This is a genomic window from Arthrobacter sp. 08Y14, from assembly GCF_002929455.1.
GTDB classification, from domain to species: domain Bacteria; phylum Actinomycetota; class Actinomycetes; order Actinomycetales; family Micrococcaceae; genus Arthrobacter_B; species Arthrobacter_B sunyaminii.
In genome coordinates this window covers 555,192-572,821 of sequence record NZ_PJIX01000003.1, presented here as the reverse complement: position 1 = coordinate 572,821, position 17,630 = coordinate 555,192, and the positions used below count along the sequence as shown (strand labels likewise).

18 protein-coding genes are annotated in these 17,630 nt (G+C 66.0%); 4 read left to right on the top strand and 14 right to left on the bottom strand.

Annotated features, from left to right (window positions below; all coding sequences use genetic code 11):
• Positions 1-8 precede the first annotated feature (8 nt).
• Positions 9-839, bottom strand: a complete 831-nt coding sequence (locus tag CXR03_RS14970) for an IclR family transcriptional regulator (protein ID WP_104104521.1) — start codon at positions 837-839, stop codon at positions 9-11.
• 88 nt (positions 840-927) lie between these two features.
• Between CXR03_RS14970 and hutH the strand changes: the two genes are divergently transcribed.
• A complete protein-coding gene (gene hutH, locus CXR03_RS14965; RefSeq protein ID WP_104104520.1) occupies positions 928-2,502 on the top strand; it encodes a histidine ammonia-lyase in 1,575 nt (524 codons plus the stop codon).
• A 4-nt stretch (positions 2,503-2,506) separates the two neighbouring features.
• Positions 2,507-2,803, top strand: a complete 297-nt coding sequence (locus tag CXR03_RS14960; RefSeq protein ID WP_104104519.1) for an acylphosphatase — start codon at positions 2,507-2,509, stop codon at positions 2,801-2,803.
• 226 nt (positions 2,804-3,029) lie between these two features.
• Here the strand turns inward: CXR03_RS14960 and CXR03_RS14955 are convergent, their stop codons facing one another.
• The 13 genes from CXR03_RS14955 to CXR03_RS14895 all read right to left on the bottom strand — a co-directional run bounded on the left by CXR03_RS14955 (position 3,030) and on the right by CXR03_RS14895 (position 16,209).
• Entirely contained in the window at positions 3,030-3,935 is a 906-nt protein-coding gene (locus CXR03_RS14955; RefSeq protein WP_181034632.1) for a hypothetical protein, read from the bottom strand.
• Positions 3,936-4,157: 222 nt separating this feature from the next.
• Positions 4,158-5,267 carry an FAD-binding oxidoreductase gene (locus tag CXR03_RS14950; protein WP_258073672.1) on the bottom strand — a complete coding sequence of 370 codons (1,110 nt, stop codon included), beginning with the start codon at positions 5,265-5,267 and terminating at the stop codon, positions 4,158-4,160.
• A 17-nt stretch (positions 5,268-5,284) separates the two neighbouring features.
• Positions 5,285-6,187 (bottom strand): aminoglycoside phosphotransferase family protein, encoded by a 903-nt coding sequence (locus tag CXR03_RS14945; RefSeq protein ID WP_104104517.1) that lies wholly within the window; start codon positions 6,185-6,187, stop codon positions 5,285-5,287.
• Between the two features lie 176 nt (positions 6,188-6,363).
• The gene (gatB, locus tag CXR03_RS14940; protein WP_104104516.1) at positions 6,364-7,881 is read right to left on the bottom strand and encodes an Asp-tRNA(Asn)/Glu-tRNA(Gln) amidotransferase subunit GatB; all 1,518 of its coding nucleotides are present in this window, start codon (positions 7,879-7,881) and stop codon (positions 6,364-6,366) included.
• Positions 7,881-9,383 (bottom strand): Asp-tRNA(Asn)/Glu-tRNA(Gln) amidotransferase subunit GatA, encoded by a 1,503-nt coding sequence (gene gatA, locus CXR03_RS14935; protein ID WP_104104515.1) that lies wholly within the window; start codon positions 9,381-9,383, stop codon positions 7,881-7,883. Before gatA ends, gatB begins: the two co-directional genes overlap by 1 nt.
• Positions 9,384-9,391: 8 nt before the next feature.
• Positions 9,392-9,688, bottom strand: a complete 297-nt coding sequence (gene gatC / locus CXR03_RS14930; protein ID WP_104055298.1) for an Asp-tRNA(Asn)/Glu-tRNA(Gln) amidotransferase subunit GatC — start codon at positions 9,686-9,688, stop codon at positions 9,392-9,394.
• A 228-nt stretch (positions 9,689-9,916) separates the two neighbouring features.
• Positions 9,917-10,411: a GNAT family N-acetyltransferase gene (locus CXR03_RS14925; protein ID WP_104104514.1), complete on the bottom strand. Its 495-nt coding sequence runs from the start codon at positions 10,409-10,411 to the stop codon at positions 9,917-9,919.
• Positions 10,412-10,523: 112 nt separating this feature from the next.
• On the bottom strand, positions 10,524-10,970 hold the full coding sequence (locus CXR03_RS14920; protein ID WP_104104705.1) for a TraR/DksA C4-type zinc finger protein: 447 nt from the start codon (positions 10,968-10,970) through the stop codon (positions 10,524-10,526).
• Between the two features lie 144 nt (positions 10,971-11,114).
• Positions 11,115-11,756, bottom strand: coding sequence for an ABC transporter ATP-binding protein (locus tag CXR03_RS14915; RefSeq protein WP_219816257.1), 642 nt, complete (start codon positions 11,754-11,756; stop codon positions 11,115-11,117).
• Positions 11,746-12,654: an ABC transporter ATP-binding protein gene (locus tag CXR03_RS14910; RefSeq protein ID WP_104104513.1), complete on the bottom strand. Its 909-nt coding sequence runs from the start codon at positions 12,652-12,654 to the stop codon at positions 11,746-11,748. Before CXR03_RS14910 ends, CXR03_RS14915 begins: the two co-directional genes overlap by 11 nt.
• Positions 12,651-13,481, bottom strand: a complete 831-nt coding sequence (locus tag CXR03_RS14905; RefSeq protein WP_258073671.1) for an ABC transporter permease — start codon at positions 13,479-13,481, stop codon at positions 12,651-12,653. The genes CXR03_RS14910 and CXR03_RS14905 overlap by 4 nt, the downstream gene beginning before the upstream one ends.
• Before the next feature lie 73 nt (positions 13,482-13,554).
• A complete protein-coding gene (locus CXR03_RS14900) occupies positions 13,555-14,580 on the bottom strand; it encodes an ABC transporter permease (protein ID WP_258073670.1) in 1,026 nt (341 codons plus the stop codon).
• 3 nt (positions 14,581-14,583) lie between these two features.
• The gene (locus CXR03_RS14895; RefSeq protein WP_104104511.1) at positions 14,584-16,209 is read right to left on the bottom strand and encodes an ABC transporter substrate-binding protein; all 1,626 of its coding nucleotides are present in this window, start codon (positions 16,207-16,209) and stop codon (positions 14,584-14,586) included.
• Positions 16,210-16,405: 196 nt separating this feature from the next.
• On the opposite strand from CXR03_RS14895, the gene CXR03_RS14890 reads away from it, so the two are divergent.
• Both CXR03_RS14890 and CXR03_RS14885 read left to right on the top strand, forming a co-directional pair.
• Positions 16,406-16,738: a helix-turn-helix transcriptional regulator gene (locus CXR03_RS14890; RefSeq protein ID WP_104055291.1), complete on the top strand. Its 333-nt coding sequence runs from the start codon at positions 16,406-16,408 to the stop codon at positions 16,736-16,738.
• A 77-nt stretch (positions 16,739-16,815) separates the two neighbouring features.
• Positions 16,816-17,628, top strand: coding sequence for a bifunctional 2-polyprenyl-6-hydroxyphenol methylase/3-demethylubiquinol 3-O-methyltransferase UbiG (locus tag CXR03_RS14885; protein WP_219816256.1), 813 nt, complete (start codon positions 16,816-16,818; stop codon positions 17,626-17,628).
• Positions 17,629-17,630: the final 2 nt, after the last annotated feature.

Below are 17,630 nucleotides of genomic sequence, written 5' to 3'. Positions count from 1 at the left end.
ACAGGTGATCAGGAAGGTTGCAGCGGCATCGGAGGCTGGGACGTCTGGGCGCCCAGCCGGCGGGAGATTTCGGCGGCGCACCGGGAGACGCCGGTCAACTGGTCGGCTGCAAAGGCAGGGATCCCCTGCAGGGCGGCAGGACCGGCTGAATCGGCTGACAATCGGTTTGGCGCTGTGAGCGTGACACTGGCAACCGCTCGGCCGGAGCGGTCCAGGACGGGCACGGCGATTGAGGAAAAGCCTTCCGTTACTTCGTTTTCCTCCCAGGCATAACCGCGTTCACGCACCTGTGCCAGGAGGCCGGTCAGGGCGGCACCTCCGATGCGGCCGGAGCGCAGAGTCTCTGAATCCGGGTAGAGTGCCCGCAGTTGCGCGTCCGTCATTTGGGCCAGCATGGCCCGCCCGCTGGCGGTGCGGTGGGCCGGAAGCCGGATGCCGGCGTCGGTCACCAGGGGCAGCTGCTTCGGTGCCCGTTCCTCAATCACGTAAATCACGTCAGTGCCCTGCAGGACTGCCAGGTGCGCGGTCAGGCATGCCCGGGTTACCAGCTTTCGCAGCGGAAACCGGCCAATGCGCTGCAGCGGAGCCTGCCGCGCGTAGCCGGTGCCGAATTCATGGGCTGTCGCACCGAGGGCGTATTTGCGCTCCTCCGGCAAATGGACGGCAAACCCGTCGGCAACCAGGGCGGCAAGCAGGTGGTAGGTGGTGGACCGCGGCAGGGAGAGGTCCCGGGAAACGGCGGTGGCGCTGACGGGGCCGGCCTGCGTTCCCAAATACCGCAGGATCGACAGGACTTGTGCAGCAGCGGGAACCTGAACCCGGAAATAGCTCTCTGGCATGTGCAGAGTCTAGTGCAGTGTCTGGAATCCCAGACAGGGAATCGGCGCCCCGCTAGGACCCCTGCCGTTCCCATGCTCAGATAAGGACATGGAAACCCTGCAGAACCCCCGTACAACCATCGAGCTGGGAACCGGCGCCCTGGCGGCGGAGGACATCGTTGCCGTAGCCCGGCACGGCGCCGCCGTCACGCTGGCAGCCGAGGCAGTCACCGCCATGACAGCCTCACGCACGGTCATCGAGGAACTCGCTGCCGACGATAAGCCCCACTATGGGGTTTCGACCGGCTTCGGGGCCCTCGCGGTGAAGCAGATCGTCCCCGAACAGCGCAGGCAGCTGCAGCGTTCACTGATCCGCAGCCATGCGGCGTCGTCGGGTGCGGAAGTGGACACGGAGGTAGTGCGGGCGCTGATGCTGAACCGGCTGTCCACCCTCGCCACCGGCCGCACCGGTGTTCGCCCCCAGGTGGCCCTCGCGTATGCCGGGCTGCTCAATGCCGGCATTACTCCGGTGGTGGGCGAGTACGGTTCACTGGGCTGCTCAGGGGACCTGGCTCCCCTCTCCCACTGTGCGCTGGCCCTGATGGGCGAAGGCGAGGTCCGGACCGCCGACGGCGAGCGGGTGCCGGCCGCAGCGGCCCTGGCGGCAGCCGGGCTGGAACCGCTGGAGCTGCAGGAGAAGGAGGGCCTGGCCCTGATCAACGGCACCGACGGCATGCTGGGCATGCTCACGCTGGCCATCGCTGACCTGCACCTGCTGCTGTCCACCGCGGACCTGGCAGCAGCTATGAGCGTTGAAGGACTGCTGGGCAGCGACGCGGTGTTTGCCGCGGATCTGCAGGCACTGCGGCCGCAGCCCGGACAGGCCGAATCCGCTGCGAACATCCGGGCCGTTCTGGCCGGATCGGCTCTGATCGAGGAACAAAAAACCGGCGGCTTCACCCGCGTGCAGGACGCCTACTCACTGCGCTGCGTTCCCTCCGTCCACGGCGCTGCCCGGTCCACCCTGCAGCATGCCGAGAATGTTGCAGAATGTGAGCGGGCCTCGGCCATCGACAATCCGGTGGTGACCCTGGACGGGCGGCTGGAATCCAACGGCAATTTCCACGGTGCACCGGTAGGCTACGTGCTGGATTTCCTCGCCGTCGCCGTCGCCGACATTGCCTCCATGAGCGAACGGCGCACCGACCGTTTCCTGGACCGCTCCCGCAGCCACGGCCTCAACGCGTTCCTGGCCTTTGACCCGGGAGTCGATTCCGGGCACATGATTGCCCAGTACACGCAGGCCGGGATCGTTTCCGAGCTGAAGCGGCTGGCCGTTCCGGCGTCGGTGGATTCCATTCCCTCATCGGCAATGCAGGAAGACCATGTCTCCATGGGCTGGGCGGCGGGACTGAAGCTGCGCCGCGCAATTGACGGACTGACGCGGGTCCTGGCCATCGAGGTGCTGACCGCAGCCCGGGCACTGGACATGCGCGACGGCGGTGTTTCCACCTCCCGCAGTGCGCCGGCGGTTACCGCGGTGCGGGCTGCCCTGCGTGAAGTGGTGCCGGGGCCGGGTCCGGACCGGTACCTGGCGCCGGAGATCGAGGCCTGCAGGGTGGCCGTGGCGGACGGTTCCCTGCTCGCTGCTGCTGACTCCGTGCTGGACACGCCGTTACTCTAAGCCCATGACACCTACGGATGCTCCCGTCCCTGCCCGCCGGTTAACCGCCCGGATCACCGGAGAAGTCCAGGCGGTGGGGTTCCGCTACCGGACCCTGCAGCAGGCAGTCCGCCTCGGGCTCACCGGCCTGGCCGCCAACCGCAGCGACGGATCAGTCCTGGTGGTCGCAGAGGGAGCCGGCCCGGCTTTGGAGGAGCTGCTGCAGTGGCTGAATTCTCCGGCTGCTCCCGGAACAGTGAGCACTGTGCAGGATTCCTGGTCCGAAGCGACGGGTGAATTCGGGGCCTTCCGAACTGAGTGACCGCCATGGCGGGATGGCCAGCAGTTTGGACAAAGAAAAGCGCCGGCAGACCTTGGGTTGGTTGGGGGGAACAACCCTGGTCTGCCGGCGCCGGATAGGTCACTACTCTATCCATTCATCACTCGCACCCTTATGAGGTATTAACTACGTTAACCCCCCTGACTGGGCACGAACTGGAGGAAAGCTGGCAACTCCCTGAATGTCGGAAGATCCGCAACTGCGCAGGTCAGGAGGCTTTTTGCCGTGTCAGTGCCTCATGCACTTTTCGTACTGCCTGGGGAACGGGATTGCTGGACGCCAGCACCAGTGCAGGCCGCTGGCCCTTGGCCGGTGAGGCACAGGCAGGGGATGCTGCATTGGCGGAGATTCCCGGAGCGGTCTTCTTCTTCGGCTGCACGGCACCGGCCCGCGGCTGCTCTTTCTTGGCGGCCCCGTTGCCCGAACCCTTGACGGCGCCCTTGGTCGGAGTCTTGGCCGGGGTCTTAGCAGGAGTCTTGGCCCCTGCCGGCTGCTTGCCGGGCACCTTGCCGGCAGTGGTCTTTACTGCGCTTGGCTTGGCCGCGGTTTTAGCGGAAGGCTTCTTGGCTGCCGCCGGCTTCGCCGCAGGTGTCTTGACCGCTGATTTCGCGGCGGTCGGCTTCTTGGCTGGGGCCGGCTTTGCCGCAGGCGCGGCCGTAGCCGTCTTCGCTGCAGGTGCCTGATCCTTCTTGGCCGGACGATCCGTCCGGTTTGCTTCAGCCGGAGTGGAAGTCAAAGCAACCGCTGCTGCGTTCGCAGCCGCACGCGCCGCGGCCACGGCTTCGATCATCGACACAGCCGGCCCAACGGTGCGGGCGGCGGGATCATAGGCCCGGCCGGTCGGAGGCGCCGGACGCAGTGCGGCGAGGAGCTCGTCCGCTGCGGAGCGGGTGGTGTCGATGAAGGCCAGTGCGGCGGTATCCTCGGGCGCGGTTTCGCTGCGCCGAATGGCCGAATTTTTAACGGCCCGGTAGATGGCAGCGATCACTACAATCAGGGCGGCACCCGTTGCATACATAAGGATCAGCGAAAAGGCCAGAGATGTTGTTCCGCCGGAAAAGAATCCAAACCCCGTTACGGCCAAAATCAGCCAGGCTCCGGAGATAACGGTCACTGTTGTTCGGATTTTGACATAGAGCGAACTCTGCTGCGCGCCAACCAGCTGTGGCGGCAAAATATCTGACACTGGGACAGACCTTTCAAGCAAAAAGGTGGATCTAAAAAGAAGAGAAAGCCGACTTGGCTTTATCCTTCAACTGTAGGCACCCGGGCACGCGAATATGACCATACACACTCACTTGCACCGATTCGTTACGCAGCAGTGATGAGACTTTGGTCACAGTCCGGCGCGGGTGGGACTCAGTGCCTCAATGACGGCCTTTTTCGGCTGTTCCCCCTGCAGCATTGCGGCCGCGATTTCCGCCATTCCGGATGAGGTTTGAAAGCCGTAACCACCCTGTCCGGCCAGCCAAAAGAATCCGGGAACAACGTCGTCGTACCCCACCACGGGAAGCCCGTCAGCTGCCTGGGTGCGCAGCCCGGTCCAGGACCTCACAACCCCCGTGATTCCCAGGGTCGTCACGGAATTAACGAGGTCAACCAGCGCGGCAACGTCCTCGGCGTGCGGGCGGGCGTCCATGGGCTCGCTGGGAACACTCTCCGACGGAGACACCAGGACCCGGTTTCCATCCGCGCGGTAGTAAAAGGTCTCATCCGCGTCGGCCACCATGGGTGCATCCGCAGGCAGGGGGTGTTCGACGTCGACGATGGCGGCCGTGCGGCGGTACGGCTGCAGTCCGCGCTTCCGGACTGAGTAAAGGGCAGCCAGTTCGTCAGCCCAGGCACCGGCGGCGTTGACCACCACACGGGAAGTGATGTGCTGCTCCCCCGCCTCCGTGACCCAGCGGCCGGAGTTGTCCCCTCCGGCCTGATAGCGAGCACCCCGGACCGGGGAACCTGTCAGGATGCGCCCGCCCCGGTCCAGGATCCGCCGGCGGTGGTATTCCATCAGCGCGTCGGTGTCACACCCTACGGACGTGGTGTCCAGCCCTGCCGCCGGAAAGTGCTCGGGCTTCAGTTCAGGGGCCAGCGCCATCATCTGCGCCGGCGTAATGGGATGCATGTGGCCGCTGGCGCGGTCCCGTACGGTTTCCTCGCTGCCGACCAGCAGGAAACTGCGTGCCGTGAGGACAGGTTTCGGCAAATGGACCTCAAGTGCCCGGATGAGGGCCAGGGTTCGTACGGTCAGTTCTTGGATGACTGCGGGCCCGTAGCTGGGTATGAGCTGGCGGGCGGAGCGGGAGGAGGTGTGGAACCCCAGTGTCGGTTCGGCTTCCACCACCAGCACGCCGGTTCGGCCTGCCAGTGCCGAGGCCAGGGACAGCCCGGCTATTCCGCCGCCGACCACCAAAATGTCACAGTCCACCGTGTCTCCCATGTTCTTCATTGCTTTTTCGGCCGCTTTCAAACCCAGTCCCGCTCATCGGTCAGAATTTCCATCAGGGTTTCCGACCCCATGAGATACATTCCCGGATGATCGTCAGAATTGGCCAGCAGGTTTGAGGCCATGCACACCGCCCAGCCCTGCGCCCTGCCCCAAACGTGCGGATCGGCGTCGTACTGGCTGCCCAGTGCGGCACGGAAGGCGCTGCGCCCGTGTTGGTCAAAGACCAGCCAGGCGGCCGCGAGGTCTGTGGCAGGGTCTCCGGCCGTCAGATCTCCGAAATCGATGACGGCCTGCAGCCCGCCGTCCGGAGCGCCCACGAGGTTGGCCGGATGCAGGTCACCGTGCAGCCAGAGGTTCGGGCCGGGCCAGCCCGGCAGCGTGAGGCTGGCCTCCCACAGCTCCCGGACCCGGGCGGCGTGGGGAACCATGCCGCTGGCGAGGCGGCCCAGAACCGCGTTGTTGCGGGTGGCCAGCGGCACGCCCCGGACCGGGTTCCGGGGGTAATCCGGCGGGGCAGGCCGGTGGAAGGCGTTGAGGAAACCGGCCAGCGGAGCAGCCAGTGCAACGTTGCGGTCCCGGGGCTGCAGCGAAACCTCGGCACCGTCAAACCAACGCGTGATGTTCCAGGGAAAGGGAAATGCCTCGGAGGGGCGGCCGGCAAAGACCGGAGCAGATGTTGCCACGGGAAGATCAGCGGCGAGACTGGGGAGCCACTGCTGCTCGTTGGCCGTCAGCTGCACCGCCGAAAGCCGCCTGGGAAGCCGGACGGCGTGGTCTGGGCCGAGCCGGAAGATGTAGTTGTCCCAGCCGTTGGCGACCAGCTGCAGCGGCTGCTCCGCTGCCGCGGGGTGCTGCTGCCGGAGGAGCTGACGCACGAGGTCCGCATCTGCGTGGATCTCTGCTGCGGGATGATCGGCCATGCCAGAACCCTACAGTCAGCACCGGGCGGTCGTCTCCCTGTTTCGCGGCTGGGTCATAAACGCTGCCCTGGAGTGCGCCGATGGCCTGTTAAACGCTGCCGGCCCCGGGATGTCCCGGGGCCGGCAGCGTTTATGCGGTGCTTATTGTTGATGCGGTGTTTACTCGGTGGCCCGAGTTAGCCCTGCACGCCGAGGCGTTCCAGGATCAGCTCGCGGACGCGGCCGGCGTCGGCCTGTCCGCGGGTGGCCTTCATGACGCCGCCAACAATCGCACCGACGGCCTGGACCTTGCCGCCGCGGATCTTGTCCGCAACGTCGGGCTGGGCCGCCAGGGCGGCGTCGATGGCTTCAAGCAGGGGGCCGTCGTCGGACACTACGGCCAGGCCGCGCGCCTCAATGACTTCCTCCGGGGTGCCCTCACCGGCGAGGACGCCGTCGAGCACCTGGCGGGCCAGCTTGTCGTTGATCTTGCCGGCCTGGATCAGGCGGTCAAGCTCCACGATCAGTTCCGGACTCACGCCCACCTCGGTGGGCTCCACTTCGGCTTCCTTGGCACGGCGGGAAACTTCACCCATCCACCATTTGCGGGCCACCTGCGCGGAGGCACCGGCGGCAATGGTTTCCTCGATGGAGTCCATGACACCGGCGTTGACCACGTCGCGGAACTCAGCGTCCGAGTAGCCCCAGTCGGCCTGCAGGCGCTTGCGGCGCTCGGCAGGCGGCTCGGGCAGGCGGGAGCGGAGCTCTTCGATCCATTCCGGCGTGGTGACTACGGGAACCAGGTCCGGCTCCGGGAAGTAGCGGTAATCATCGGCGTCGGACTTGGGCCGGCCCGACGTCGTCGAGCGCGTATCCTCGTGCCAGTGCCGGGTTTCCTGGACAATCTTGTTGCCCGACTCCAGAACAGCGGCGTGGCGCTGGATCTCGAAGCGGACGGCGCGTTCGACGGCGCGCAGCGAGTTCACGTTCTTGGTTTCGGAACGCGTGCCGAACTTTTCCTGGCCGTGCGGGCGCAGGGAAACGTTGGCGTCGCAGCGCACGTTGCCGCGTTCCATCTTGGCGTCGGAGACGCCGAGGTTCTTCACGATTTCGCGCACCGCGGCCACGTAGGCCTTGGCCAGCTCGGGAGCGCGGGAACCGGCGCCCTCGATGGGCTTGGTGACAATCTCCACCAGCGGAACGCCGGAGCGGTTGTAATCCACCAGGGAGAAGTCGGCGCCCTGGATGCGGCCGGTGGCCCCGCCCATGTGGGTGAGCTTGCCGGCGTCCTCTTCCATGTGTGCCCGCTCGATTTCGACGCGGAACACGGTGCCGTCTTCGAGTTCGATGTCCAGGTAGCCGTCGTACGCAATGGGATCTTCGTACTGGGACGTCTGGAAGTTCTTCGGGGTGTCCGGGTAGAAGTACTGCTTCCGGGCGAAGGTGCAGGATTCGGCGATCTTGCAGTTCAGCGCCAGGCCGATCAGGATCGAGTACTCCACGGCGGTCTTGTTGACCACCGGCAGCACGCCGGGCATGCCCAGGCACACGGGGGTGACGTTGGTGTTCGGCTCGTCGCCGAAGACGTTGGGCGCATCGGAGAACATCTTGGTGCTGGTGCTGAGCTCCACGTGGACCTCAAAACCGAGCACCGGATCGTACTTCTCCATGGCCTCTTCGAAGGACAGGGTGTCGTCCTGGATGTGCACAGACATTACTTCACTCCTCCGAGTACGGGTGCAGAGGCCAGCAGCGGGCCGCCCCACTTCTTTTCCAGCATGCCCTCGAGTGCTGCGCCGGCGCGGTACAGGCGGGCATCTTCGCGGACCGGAGCCAGGAACTGGATGCCCACGGGCAGTCCGTCGGCCAGGCCGCCGGGGATGGAAATGCCCGGAACGCCGGCCATGTTGGCCGGGATGGTGGCAACGTCGTTCAGGTACATGGCCAGCGGATCGTCCAGCTTCTCCCCCAGCTTGAACGCCGTGTTGGGCGAGGTGGGGGAAATCAGGACGTCGGCCTGGGTAAACGCGGCGTTGAAGTCGCGCTGGATCAGGGTGCGCACCTTCTGGGCCGAGCCGTAGTAGGCGTCGTAGTACCCGGCGGACAGGGCGTAGGTGCCCAGGATGATGCGGCGCTTGACCTCGTCGCCGAAGCCGGCGGCGCGGGTGGCGCCCATGACGCGCTCAATGGTCATGGGACCGTCGGCGGGCAGGGCACGCAGGCCGTACCGGACGCCGTCGTACTTGGCCAGGTTCGAGGAAGCCTCGGACGGCATGATCAGGTAGTAGGCGCCCAGGGCGTACTTGAAGTTGGGGCAGGAAACCTCAACGATTTCCGCTCCGGCATCCTTGAGCAGTTCCAGGGATTCGGAGAAGCGGGCCAGGACGCCTGCTTCGTAGCCTTCACCCTGCAGCTCCTTGATGACGCCGATGCGCATGCCTGCCACGTTGCCGTTGCGGGCGGCTTCCACGAGGTTGCCCACGGGATCCGGCAGCGAGGTGGAGTCGCGGGGATCGTGTCCGCCGATGACTTCCTGCAGCAGGGCAGCGTCCAGGACGGTGCGCGATACCGGGCCGATCTGGTCCAGCGAGGAAGCCATGGCAATGGCGCCGTAGCGCGAAACCCCGCCGTAGGTGGGCTTCACGCCCACGGAACCGGTGACGGCGGCAGGCTGGCGGATGGATCCGCCGGTGTCGGTGCCCAGCGCCAGGGGTGCTTCGAAGGCTGCCACGGCTGCGGCCGAACCGCCGCCGGAACCGCCGGGAATGCGGTCCAAGTCCCAGGGATTGCGGGTGGGGCCGAATGCGGAGTGCTCCGTGGAGGAACCCATGGCGAATTCGTCCAGGTTGGTCTTGCCGAGCATGGGCATGCGTGCGGCACGGATGCGGGTGATCACCGTGGCGTCATACGGGCTCATCCAGCCCTCGAGCATCTTTGAGCCGGCCGTGGTGGGCTGGCCCTTGGTGACGATGAGGTCCTTGATGGCGATGGGCACGCCGGCCAGGGTGTGCAGGGATTCACCGGCGGCGCGGGCCTTGTCGACGTCGGCCGCAACCTGCAGCGCTTCGTCGGTGTTCACGTGGAGGAAGGCGTTGACGGCGCCGTCCACCTCGGAGATCCGATCCAGGTGGGCCTGTGTAACTTCGACGGCGGATACCTCGCCGGCGGCGAGCTTGTCTGCCAGGACGGCAGCGCTCGAAGTAATCAGTTCATTCATGGAAGTCTTTACTCCTCATCCAGGATGGCAGGGACCTTGAAACGGCCGGCCGCATTGTCGGGAGCACCGGAGAGCGCTTCTTCATTGGTCAGCGTCTGCCCTACAACATCCTCGCGGAACACATTGAACAGCGGGATGGGGTGGGAGGTAGCCGGGATGTCCTCACCGGCAACTTCGCTTACGGATTTGATCGAATCAACAATGACATCCAGTTCGCCGGCCATCTTGGCCAGTTCATCCTCGGTCATCTCAATGTGGGCCAGATGCGCCAGGTGCGCCACAGCCTCACGATTGATCTCAGACATGAGTCTCCCATGCGTCTTTTTTCGGATAAAAGGTATCCGTCCCAGTCTACGGCGTTTGGTGCTGCGGTTTTCCGTGGTCCGCGGGTGCAGCCTGAATCGCTGAACTCCCCTCTTGACCAATCCGTAGAACAGATAACGGGCTCAAATCGACGACGGAAGCCCGTTATCTGTTCTACGGACGCCGCGTGTTCAGGACCCGGGCGCGTGGCGGGTCGCCCGCAGGCGGCGTCAGAGCTCCAGGCGGAAGACCCAGAGGAGGATGTCCTCGTCGGGCACGGCCCAGTCACGCTCGGGCACGCGCTCAAACCCCATGGACTTGTACAGGGCGTGGGCGTTGGTCATCGGGGTCATGCTGGTCAGGCTGACGGCGTGGATACCGTCGAGGCTTCGGGCATACTCGATGACGGCGGCCACCAGGGCGCGGCCGACACCGCCGCGCTGGAGGGCAGGGTCCACTGCGAGCATGCGGAATTCCAGCTCGCCCTCAATCGCAATGTCGGTGTACGGCTGCCCGGCGAAGGTGATTGCGGTGGACGCCGCTACCTTGCCGTCCAGTTCGGCCACCCAGAGCAGCGCGTTGGCCGCACGGTCCTCAACGTTCTCCAGGTCCTTGACGTAGGGGTTGTCTGCTTCGATAAACCCGGCGCGCAAATAGGCATCGCGGGTGATCCGGCGGATGTCGTCAAAGTCTGCCTCGGTGGCCTGCCGGACGGTGATGCTCATGCGCGTTACGAATCCTTACGTGGTTCTTGATTTCCACCGTAGATTCTAGCTCCGCATATCACCGGCCCCTCGCCGGCGGTGATGCCGGACACGGCTGTTCGGCGGCACACGGTCAGCGGCGCCGGGCAGCCGCGGCGCAGGTCACGCAAAAGCGCGCTTCAGGCCGAATTTCCAGGCGCTCGGAAGGGATCGGATTGCCGCACATTTCACACACCCCGTAGGTGCCTTCGTCCAGCCGGACCCGCGCATCCAGCAGCTCAATCAGCGACTCTTCACCGGCGGCGAGCAGTGCCATTTCATTGTTACGTTCAACGGAGACGGTGGAGCCCTCGGGGTCATGTTCGTCGTCGGCCGGTGTGTCCTTGGCAGCCAGGGTCACTTCGCGGATGTCCGCCACGACGGCGGCAATCTTTTCCCGGGCCTGGCCAATGCGCTCGTCCAGCAGCTCGGCGAAATGGGCTGTGTCCAGATCGGCAGGGGTGGGACGCTTGGGCGCCGGGACTCGCGCAGCTGCGGCAGTGGAAGTCTTCCGGGGGGCAGCAGTTGTCTTACGGGTCATGGATTCCTCCTGGTCCGAAAATGCCAAGCAAGTGTTCCTAATTATCCGCGCCTTGCCCGGAAAGTCCCGCCCCCCGCATGCCTCTCTCCCCTCAGGGCTTAAAGCCGCACGGAACCGGCACAACACACGCACAGCAACGGGTACTTACGAAAGGTGCGTGATGCTCCCGCACCAGGCATCCAGCAGCTCGCGGTCATGACTCAGCGCCAGGACTCCGAGGCCGCGGGCAGTGACCTCCTCCCCGATTATCCGGACCACTGCGGCAGTGGTGGCGGCATCAAGCATGGCGGTGGCCTCGTCGCAGATGAGGTAATCAGGTCTGGCGGCCAAGGAACGGGCAAGGCAGGCACGCTGGAGCTGCCCGTCGGACACCTCATGCGGATACCGGTCCAGCAGGTCGCCGGTCAGCTGGACCCTGGCGGCGACCTGCCGCACGCCTGCGTCCACTTCCCTGCGCCGGCCGGAACCGCGGCCACTGCCCATCATCCCCTCGGCGATCACTGCACGCAGCGTCATGCGGGGGCTGCAGGACCGCCGTGGAGACTGGAACAGCATGGCGACTGCGCCGTCACCCGCCGCCTGGACAGTCGCACCGTTGCAGGTCACGTGCCCGGTCGACGGCGGCATCAGGCCGGCCAGCACCCGGGCCAGCGTCGTTTTGCCGCTGCCCGAGGGCCCGGCCAGACCAACTTGGCTGCCGGCCCCGATGCTCAGGCTCACGTTCCGCAGCACCGTCCTGCCGCCGTAGGAGAACCCCACGTCCACCGCACTCAGCTCACCGGGCAAGATCCGCCTCCAGTTCTGCGGCCGCCCGCAGCCGGTCCGCGTACGTATAGTCCGGCGGCAGATTTGTCAGTTCCGGGGGCAGGCCCGGCATCGGATGCAGCCCGTTGGCGGGAAGGGCCGCGAGCAGATCCATGCTGTAGGGCTCGGCCGGCGCAGTGAGGATCCGGGCGGCCGGACCGGTCTCAATGATCCGCCCCGCGTACATGACGGAGAGTTCGTCGGCGGTGCGGGACTCGGCGAGCGCCTGCAGGTCATGGGTGATCAGGACGACGGCGGTGCCGGCGTCCGCTGTGGCGCGAAGCAGTCCCAGGGTGAGCTGCGCCAGATGCGGGTCCAGGCCGGAGACCGGTTCGTCCGCCACCAGCACATCCGGGTCCCCGGCAAGAGCGAAGGCAAGGGCTGCACGCTGGAGCATGCCGCCGCTCAGCTCATGCGGAAACGCGTCCATCGCCGCCGGGTCCAAATTGACCCGGGCCAGCAGCTCCTGCGCGGTGGCCGTTCCCCGAAGCTCGCGAAGTGTTTCCCGCAGCTGTGCTCCCACCCGGCGGACCGGAGTGAGATAGGTGGCGGCGGACTGCGGCACGTAGCCGATCTCCCGCCCCCGCAGCCCGGCTGTCCGGGCGGCCGCGGCACGCCCCGCACCGGTCAGCGCTGTCACCCGTCCGCCACGGTCAACGTATTCCAGTTGTCCCCCGGCCAGCGTGCCCGCCGGCAGCATGCCGAGGATTGCAGTGGCCAGGGTTGTCTTTCCGCAGCCGGACTCCCCCACGACGGCATGGACCCTGCCGCGGCAAGCGGTGAAGTCAACGTCGGTAGCCGCGTGCACCCACCCTGCCTTCCCGCGGATGTTCACCGGTATCCGGACTGTGTGTCCTTTGGCCCTGATGGCAACACTCATGGCCGGCCTCCTGTTTTGGATACGAGCCCGGCCCCGCAGGCAGCGATTGCCAGGGTGGTACAGACGAGAAGCAGCGCGGGGAACGCCAGCGCCCACCATCCGCCGAGCATCACTTCCGCCTGCGCCTCCTGGAGCAGTGTGCCCAGGGAGGCCCGGTCCGGGGACAGGCCAAGGCCCAGGAAGGAAAGGGTGGATTCGTGCCAGATGGCATGCGGCAGGAGCATCACGGTAGCCACCGTTCCCTGTCCCAGAGCCGCGGGGAGGAAATGCCGCCAAATTACCTGGGCCCGCGTCCCGCCAAGGAGATAGGACACTTCCACATACTCAAGGCCGCGCAGGGACAAAACTTCTGCGCGGACGATCCTTGCAACCTGCGTCCAGTGCGTCAGGGCGATCGAGGCAATGATGGCCGTCACCGATCCCCTGAACATGGCCACGATGACCACTCCCAGCAGCAGATGCGGAACAGCATTGACTGCATCGATGCACCGCATGATGATCCGGTCCGCGCGGCCGCCCAGCGCCGCCGACACCGCACCCACCAGCATGCCCAGGACCATCGCCAGCACTGCACAGAGCACGGCGATCAGCAGCGAGACCCGCAGCCCGGAAGCCAGGCGGACAAACAGGTCGCGGCCGGCATGGTCTGTTCCGAACAGATGGGCGGACGACGGCGGCAGGCGGGCTGAGCTGAAATCGGTCAGCTTCTGGTCGGTGCCCGCCAGCATCGGAACCAGCACGGCATAGGCAACGATTCCGGCCAGCACGGCTACACCCAGGAAGGCACCGGCCCGCTTTCCGGCGCGGCTGCGCTCCGGGGGAACCACCTCGCGCAGAACGGGGGCGCCTCCGGGACTGGAAGTTCTGGGACTGGAAGTTCTGGGACTAGAAGTTCTGGGACTAGACATCGGCGGTCACCCTCGGATCGAGCAGCACGTACAGGAGGTCCGCAAGCAGGGATGCTGCCAGAACGGCGATGGTGGTCAGGACCGTGAGGGCAGCCAGCAGGGCAAAGTCCAGTGCCTGCGCTGAGGACACCACGGCGGCAGCCAGTCCCGGCCAGGAAAACACCGTCTCGATCAGAACGGCGCCAACGATCACTTCCGGAAGCCGGGATCCAAGCACGGCGATGAACGGCGCCAGCGCTGCGGGCAGCACATGTTTGCGGACCACGGTCCTCTCGGACAGCCCGCGGAGCCGGGCCCCGCGCACGGCATCGGACCCCAGGATCCCTGCCGTGGAGGCACGCAGGGAGAGCACCAGCCACGGCAGCTGCGACAGTGCTGTGGCCAGGACGGGCAGCACCATGTGCCGTGCCACCTGACCTGCGCTGAGCTCGGCCCCGGGATCCGTCAGTCCTCCGCCGGGGAGCCACCCGGTGGCAACGGCGAAGACTCCCAGCAGTCCCAGCGATATGACAAACGGGGGCAGCCCCTGGAGGACGGTCGCCGCGGCACCCACGGCCCGGTCCAGCAGTCCGCCCGGACGGTGTGCGCACCGTACTGCCGTCAGGAGTGAACAGACCACGGCAAGGAACAATCCGGTTCCGGCGACCAGCAGAGTCCAGGGCAGGCGTTCGGACAGCACCGCCGTCACCGGCTGCCGGAACACCCGTGAATAGCCCAAGTCACCGGTCAGCGCCGAACCGATCCACTGCCACCACGCGGAGAACCAGGAGGTCTCCAGGTTGAGGGCCTCAGTGAGCTGCCGCCGCTGTTCAACCGACGCCTGCACATACCGGTCCCCCAGGTAGGCGGCCAGCGGATCGAAGGGCGAGATACCGGCCAGCAGGAAAACCAGCAGGCTCACGCCCAGAACCACGGGCACCGCGAGGACGCAGCGGCGGAAGATGATGATCCGCAGATCCGCGCGCCGGTGCCTGCGGCGCTCCCGCCGGCCCGGCAGCAACGGTGCTTCCGCGGGCACCGGCTACTCCCGCGTCCAGTCGCGCAGGCTCCACCAGAAGCCCCACCCGACGTCGTGGGCATGCGGTTCCAGGACGGTCTGGACGTTTTCCCAGCCCATATCCCGCTGTATGTAGTTGTGATTGATGAAGGCCAGCATGACGTAGCCGGGCTGCTGGATGTACAGGTCCTGGACGGCCCGGTAGTGGGCTGTACGTTCTGCGGGATCCGCACTTTTCCGGGCTGCCTCCAGGTGGGCGTCCATTTCAGCGCTGCCGGTGTTGCCCGGATTGGCAAAGGGTGAACCTGTTCCCGGAACTGCCGTATGCAGGGTCTCGAACAGCTGCGAATCCAGGTCATAGGGTTTATCGCCGCCGCCCAGGAGGATTCCGACGTCGTTGCGCCGTTCCTCGATCACGTTCCAGTCTGTCCCGAGAAGCGTGACGTCCACGCCGAGCTTGGACATGTCCGAGGCAAACGCCAGCGACAGGTCCCGGCGGAGGGTGTCACTGGCGTTGTACGCCAGTTCAAAGGCCGCCCGCACACCGTCCCTGGTCCGCACTCCATCCTCACCCGCGACCCAGCCGGCATCGTCGAGGAGCGCTTTGGCCCCCTCGGGGTCAAACGGAAAGACGGCCTCCGGATCGAAGGCGTTCCCGTAGACGGCTGCCACCGGGGTGTGCGCGGGAACGCCGCGGCCGTCCAGTACATGGTCCACCATGCCCGCGCGGTCAACCGCCAGGTTCATGGCCAGAACCGCTTGGGGATCGCTGGCGAAGGCGTTGCCGGAGGGCAGGGACAGTCCCCGCCAGTCAGCTGTGCCCACGGCTTCATGGGAATACCCGGGCTTATCCTCGTATGCTGCGGCCAGCCGCGGCGGCAGGACGGTTCCGTCAATCTCTCCCGACTGAAGCCGCTGGGCCCGCGAGTTGTCATCGGGCATGCGGACGATCGTCACCGTTTTCACTTCGGGGGCACCGTTCCAGTAGTCCTCATTGGCGCTCAGGACCAGCTCATCGGGGCGCAGCGACGTGAGCGTATAGGGGCCTGTCCCCACCGGGTCGGTGTTCAGGGATGATTCGGCGGCCAGCCCTGGCGTCAACCGCTCCGACGGCGCAATGCCCAGCAGCAGCCGGCTGGCGAATCCCGAGTAAGGATATTTCAGGGTGAAGGTGACGGTTCCGTCCGGTCCGGCGGTGACGTCCTGAAGCATGTCATAGGAAGGGGCCAGTTCGGAGGCCGAGGCCGGGTCGATGACGGCCTTATAGGTGGCAGCAACATCTTCGGCGTCCAGGGCAGTGCCGTCGGTGAACTCCACGCCGTCGCGGAGACGGACAGTCCATTGGGTGCCTTCGGCGTTGCTCTGCGGCATCTCTGTTGCCAGCCAGGGGACGAGGTCCGGCAGGGATGAGGAACCGTCAGTGGGCGCGAGCCGCAGGAGCCCGTCATAGATTTGCGACTGTCCGCTGTCTCCATGGCCTCCCACGGGATTGAACCGGCCAAGTTCATTTGTATCCGCAAGCACCAGGGCTGCGCCGTCCGGGGACTCGTCCGGGGACTCCTCCGGGGCCGCTACGCAACCGGCCACGACGGTCAGCAGCAGGGCTGCTGCTGCTACTCGGGGCAGGTCCCGACACCGGATTCCTGACATGTGGGCTCCTGACGACGTATGCATGCCTATGCACATAACGATGAATCAATACCTACCCCGGCACCATCCTCTCCGCCCAAAAACGCTCTGAAACTTGTCTTTGCGTTACCTTCCCCCGGGTGCTGACCCCGTTGTGCGGTGTGGCGGCGCTCTGCAAGGATTCAGAGGTATGCGAGGTGTGCGAGGATTTCGAGGTATGAGACCCCTTCCGCCCGGTGCCGTCATCGACGCTGTAGCTGACGTTCCCGGCACCGTGGATGTGCCGGGATGGGCCGCCCGTTTTGACCTGATTTCCGATCCGACCCGGCTTAAGCTGCTGCTGTGCCTGCACTTCAGTCCGGATATCTCGGTGACCCGGCTGGCCGCCGCCGCCGGGGTGTCACAGACAGTGGTCAGCCAATCACTGCGCCCGCTACGGGACCGGGGGTGGGCGGTGGTGGACAAAGTTGGCCGTGAGCACCGCTACCGGCTGGTGGATGAATCGCTGCATACCCTGCTCCATACCATCGGCGCCCCGCATGCTCACTGATCGCACGCCAACTGATACTGCAGGAAACTCCTGTGCACACAGCATTTCTTTGCATACAGAAGAACCGGGGACTTTCAGTGGTTGACGCGCACTACAACGAGCCGCGTTTGGTGGCCCTCTACGACGAGGACAACGCCGGCCGATGGGACGTCGATTTTTATGCAGGGATGCTGGGCACGCTCAGCGAACAGTTAGGTCCACTGAGGATTGCCGACGTTGGCTGCGGCACGGGCAGCTTTGCGGTGGAGCTGGCGCGCGCCGGCCATACCGTCACGGGCATTGATCCGGCTCCGGGAATGCTGGCTGCGGCCCGTTCGCGCGACGGCGCCGAGCTGGTCACCTGGCTGGAGGGGACAGCGGCCGATCTGCCCGCTGGCCCCTTCGACGCCGCGGTCATGACCGGCCATGCGTTTCAATGCCTGCTCACCGAAGCTGAGATCCTGTCAACACTGGAGGCGGTGCGCTCCCGGTTGACGCCCGGCGGAACCTTCTTCTTTGAGTCCCGGAACCCGGCAGCCAGGGCCTGGCTGGAGTGGGACAGCAGCAGTGCGGGGCCGAAGCTGCAGGAATCCTCGGCCGGGACGCTGGAAGTTGAATGGGAGCTGATTGCCGCAGCGGAGGAGCCCGACGGTGTTGTGGTCACCTTCGAGGACCGCACCCGTTTCCTGGCCGACGGCGCGCACTTTGCCAGCCGGAGCACCCTCAAATTCACTCCCGCGGGTGTGCTGGCCCGGCTGTTGGAGAAGGCCGGATTCAGCGAGGTGGACTGGTACGGCGACTGGGACGGCGGGCCGCTGCATCCCGCCTCCAGCCGGGAAATCATCGTGGCGGCGCGGAGCCTTCCTGATGCAGCTGCCCGGTCGGAGGCCGGTTCCAACGGGTACCGCTGAGC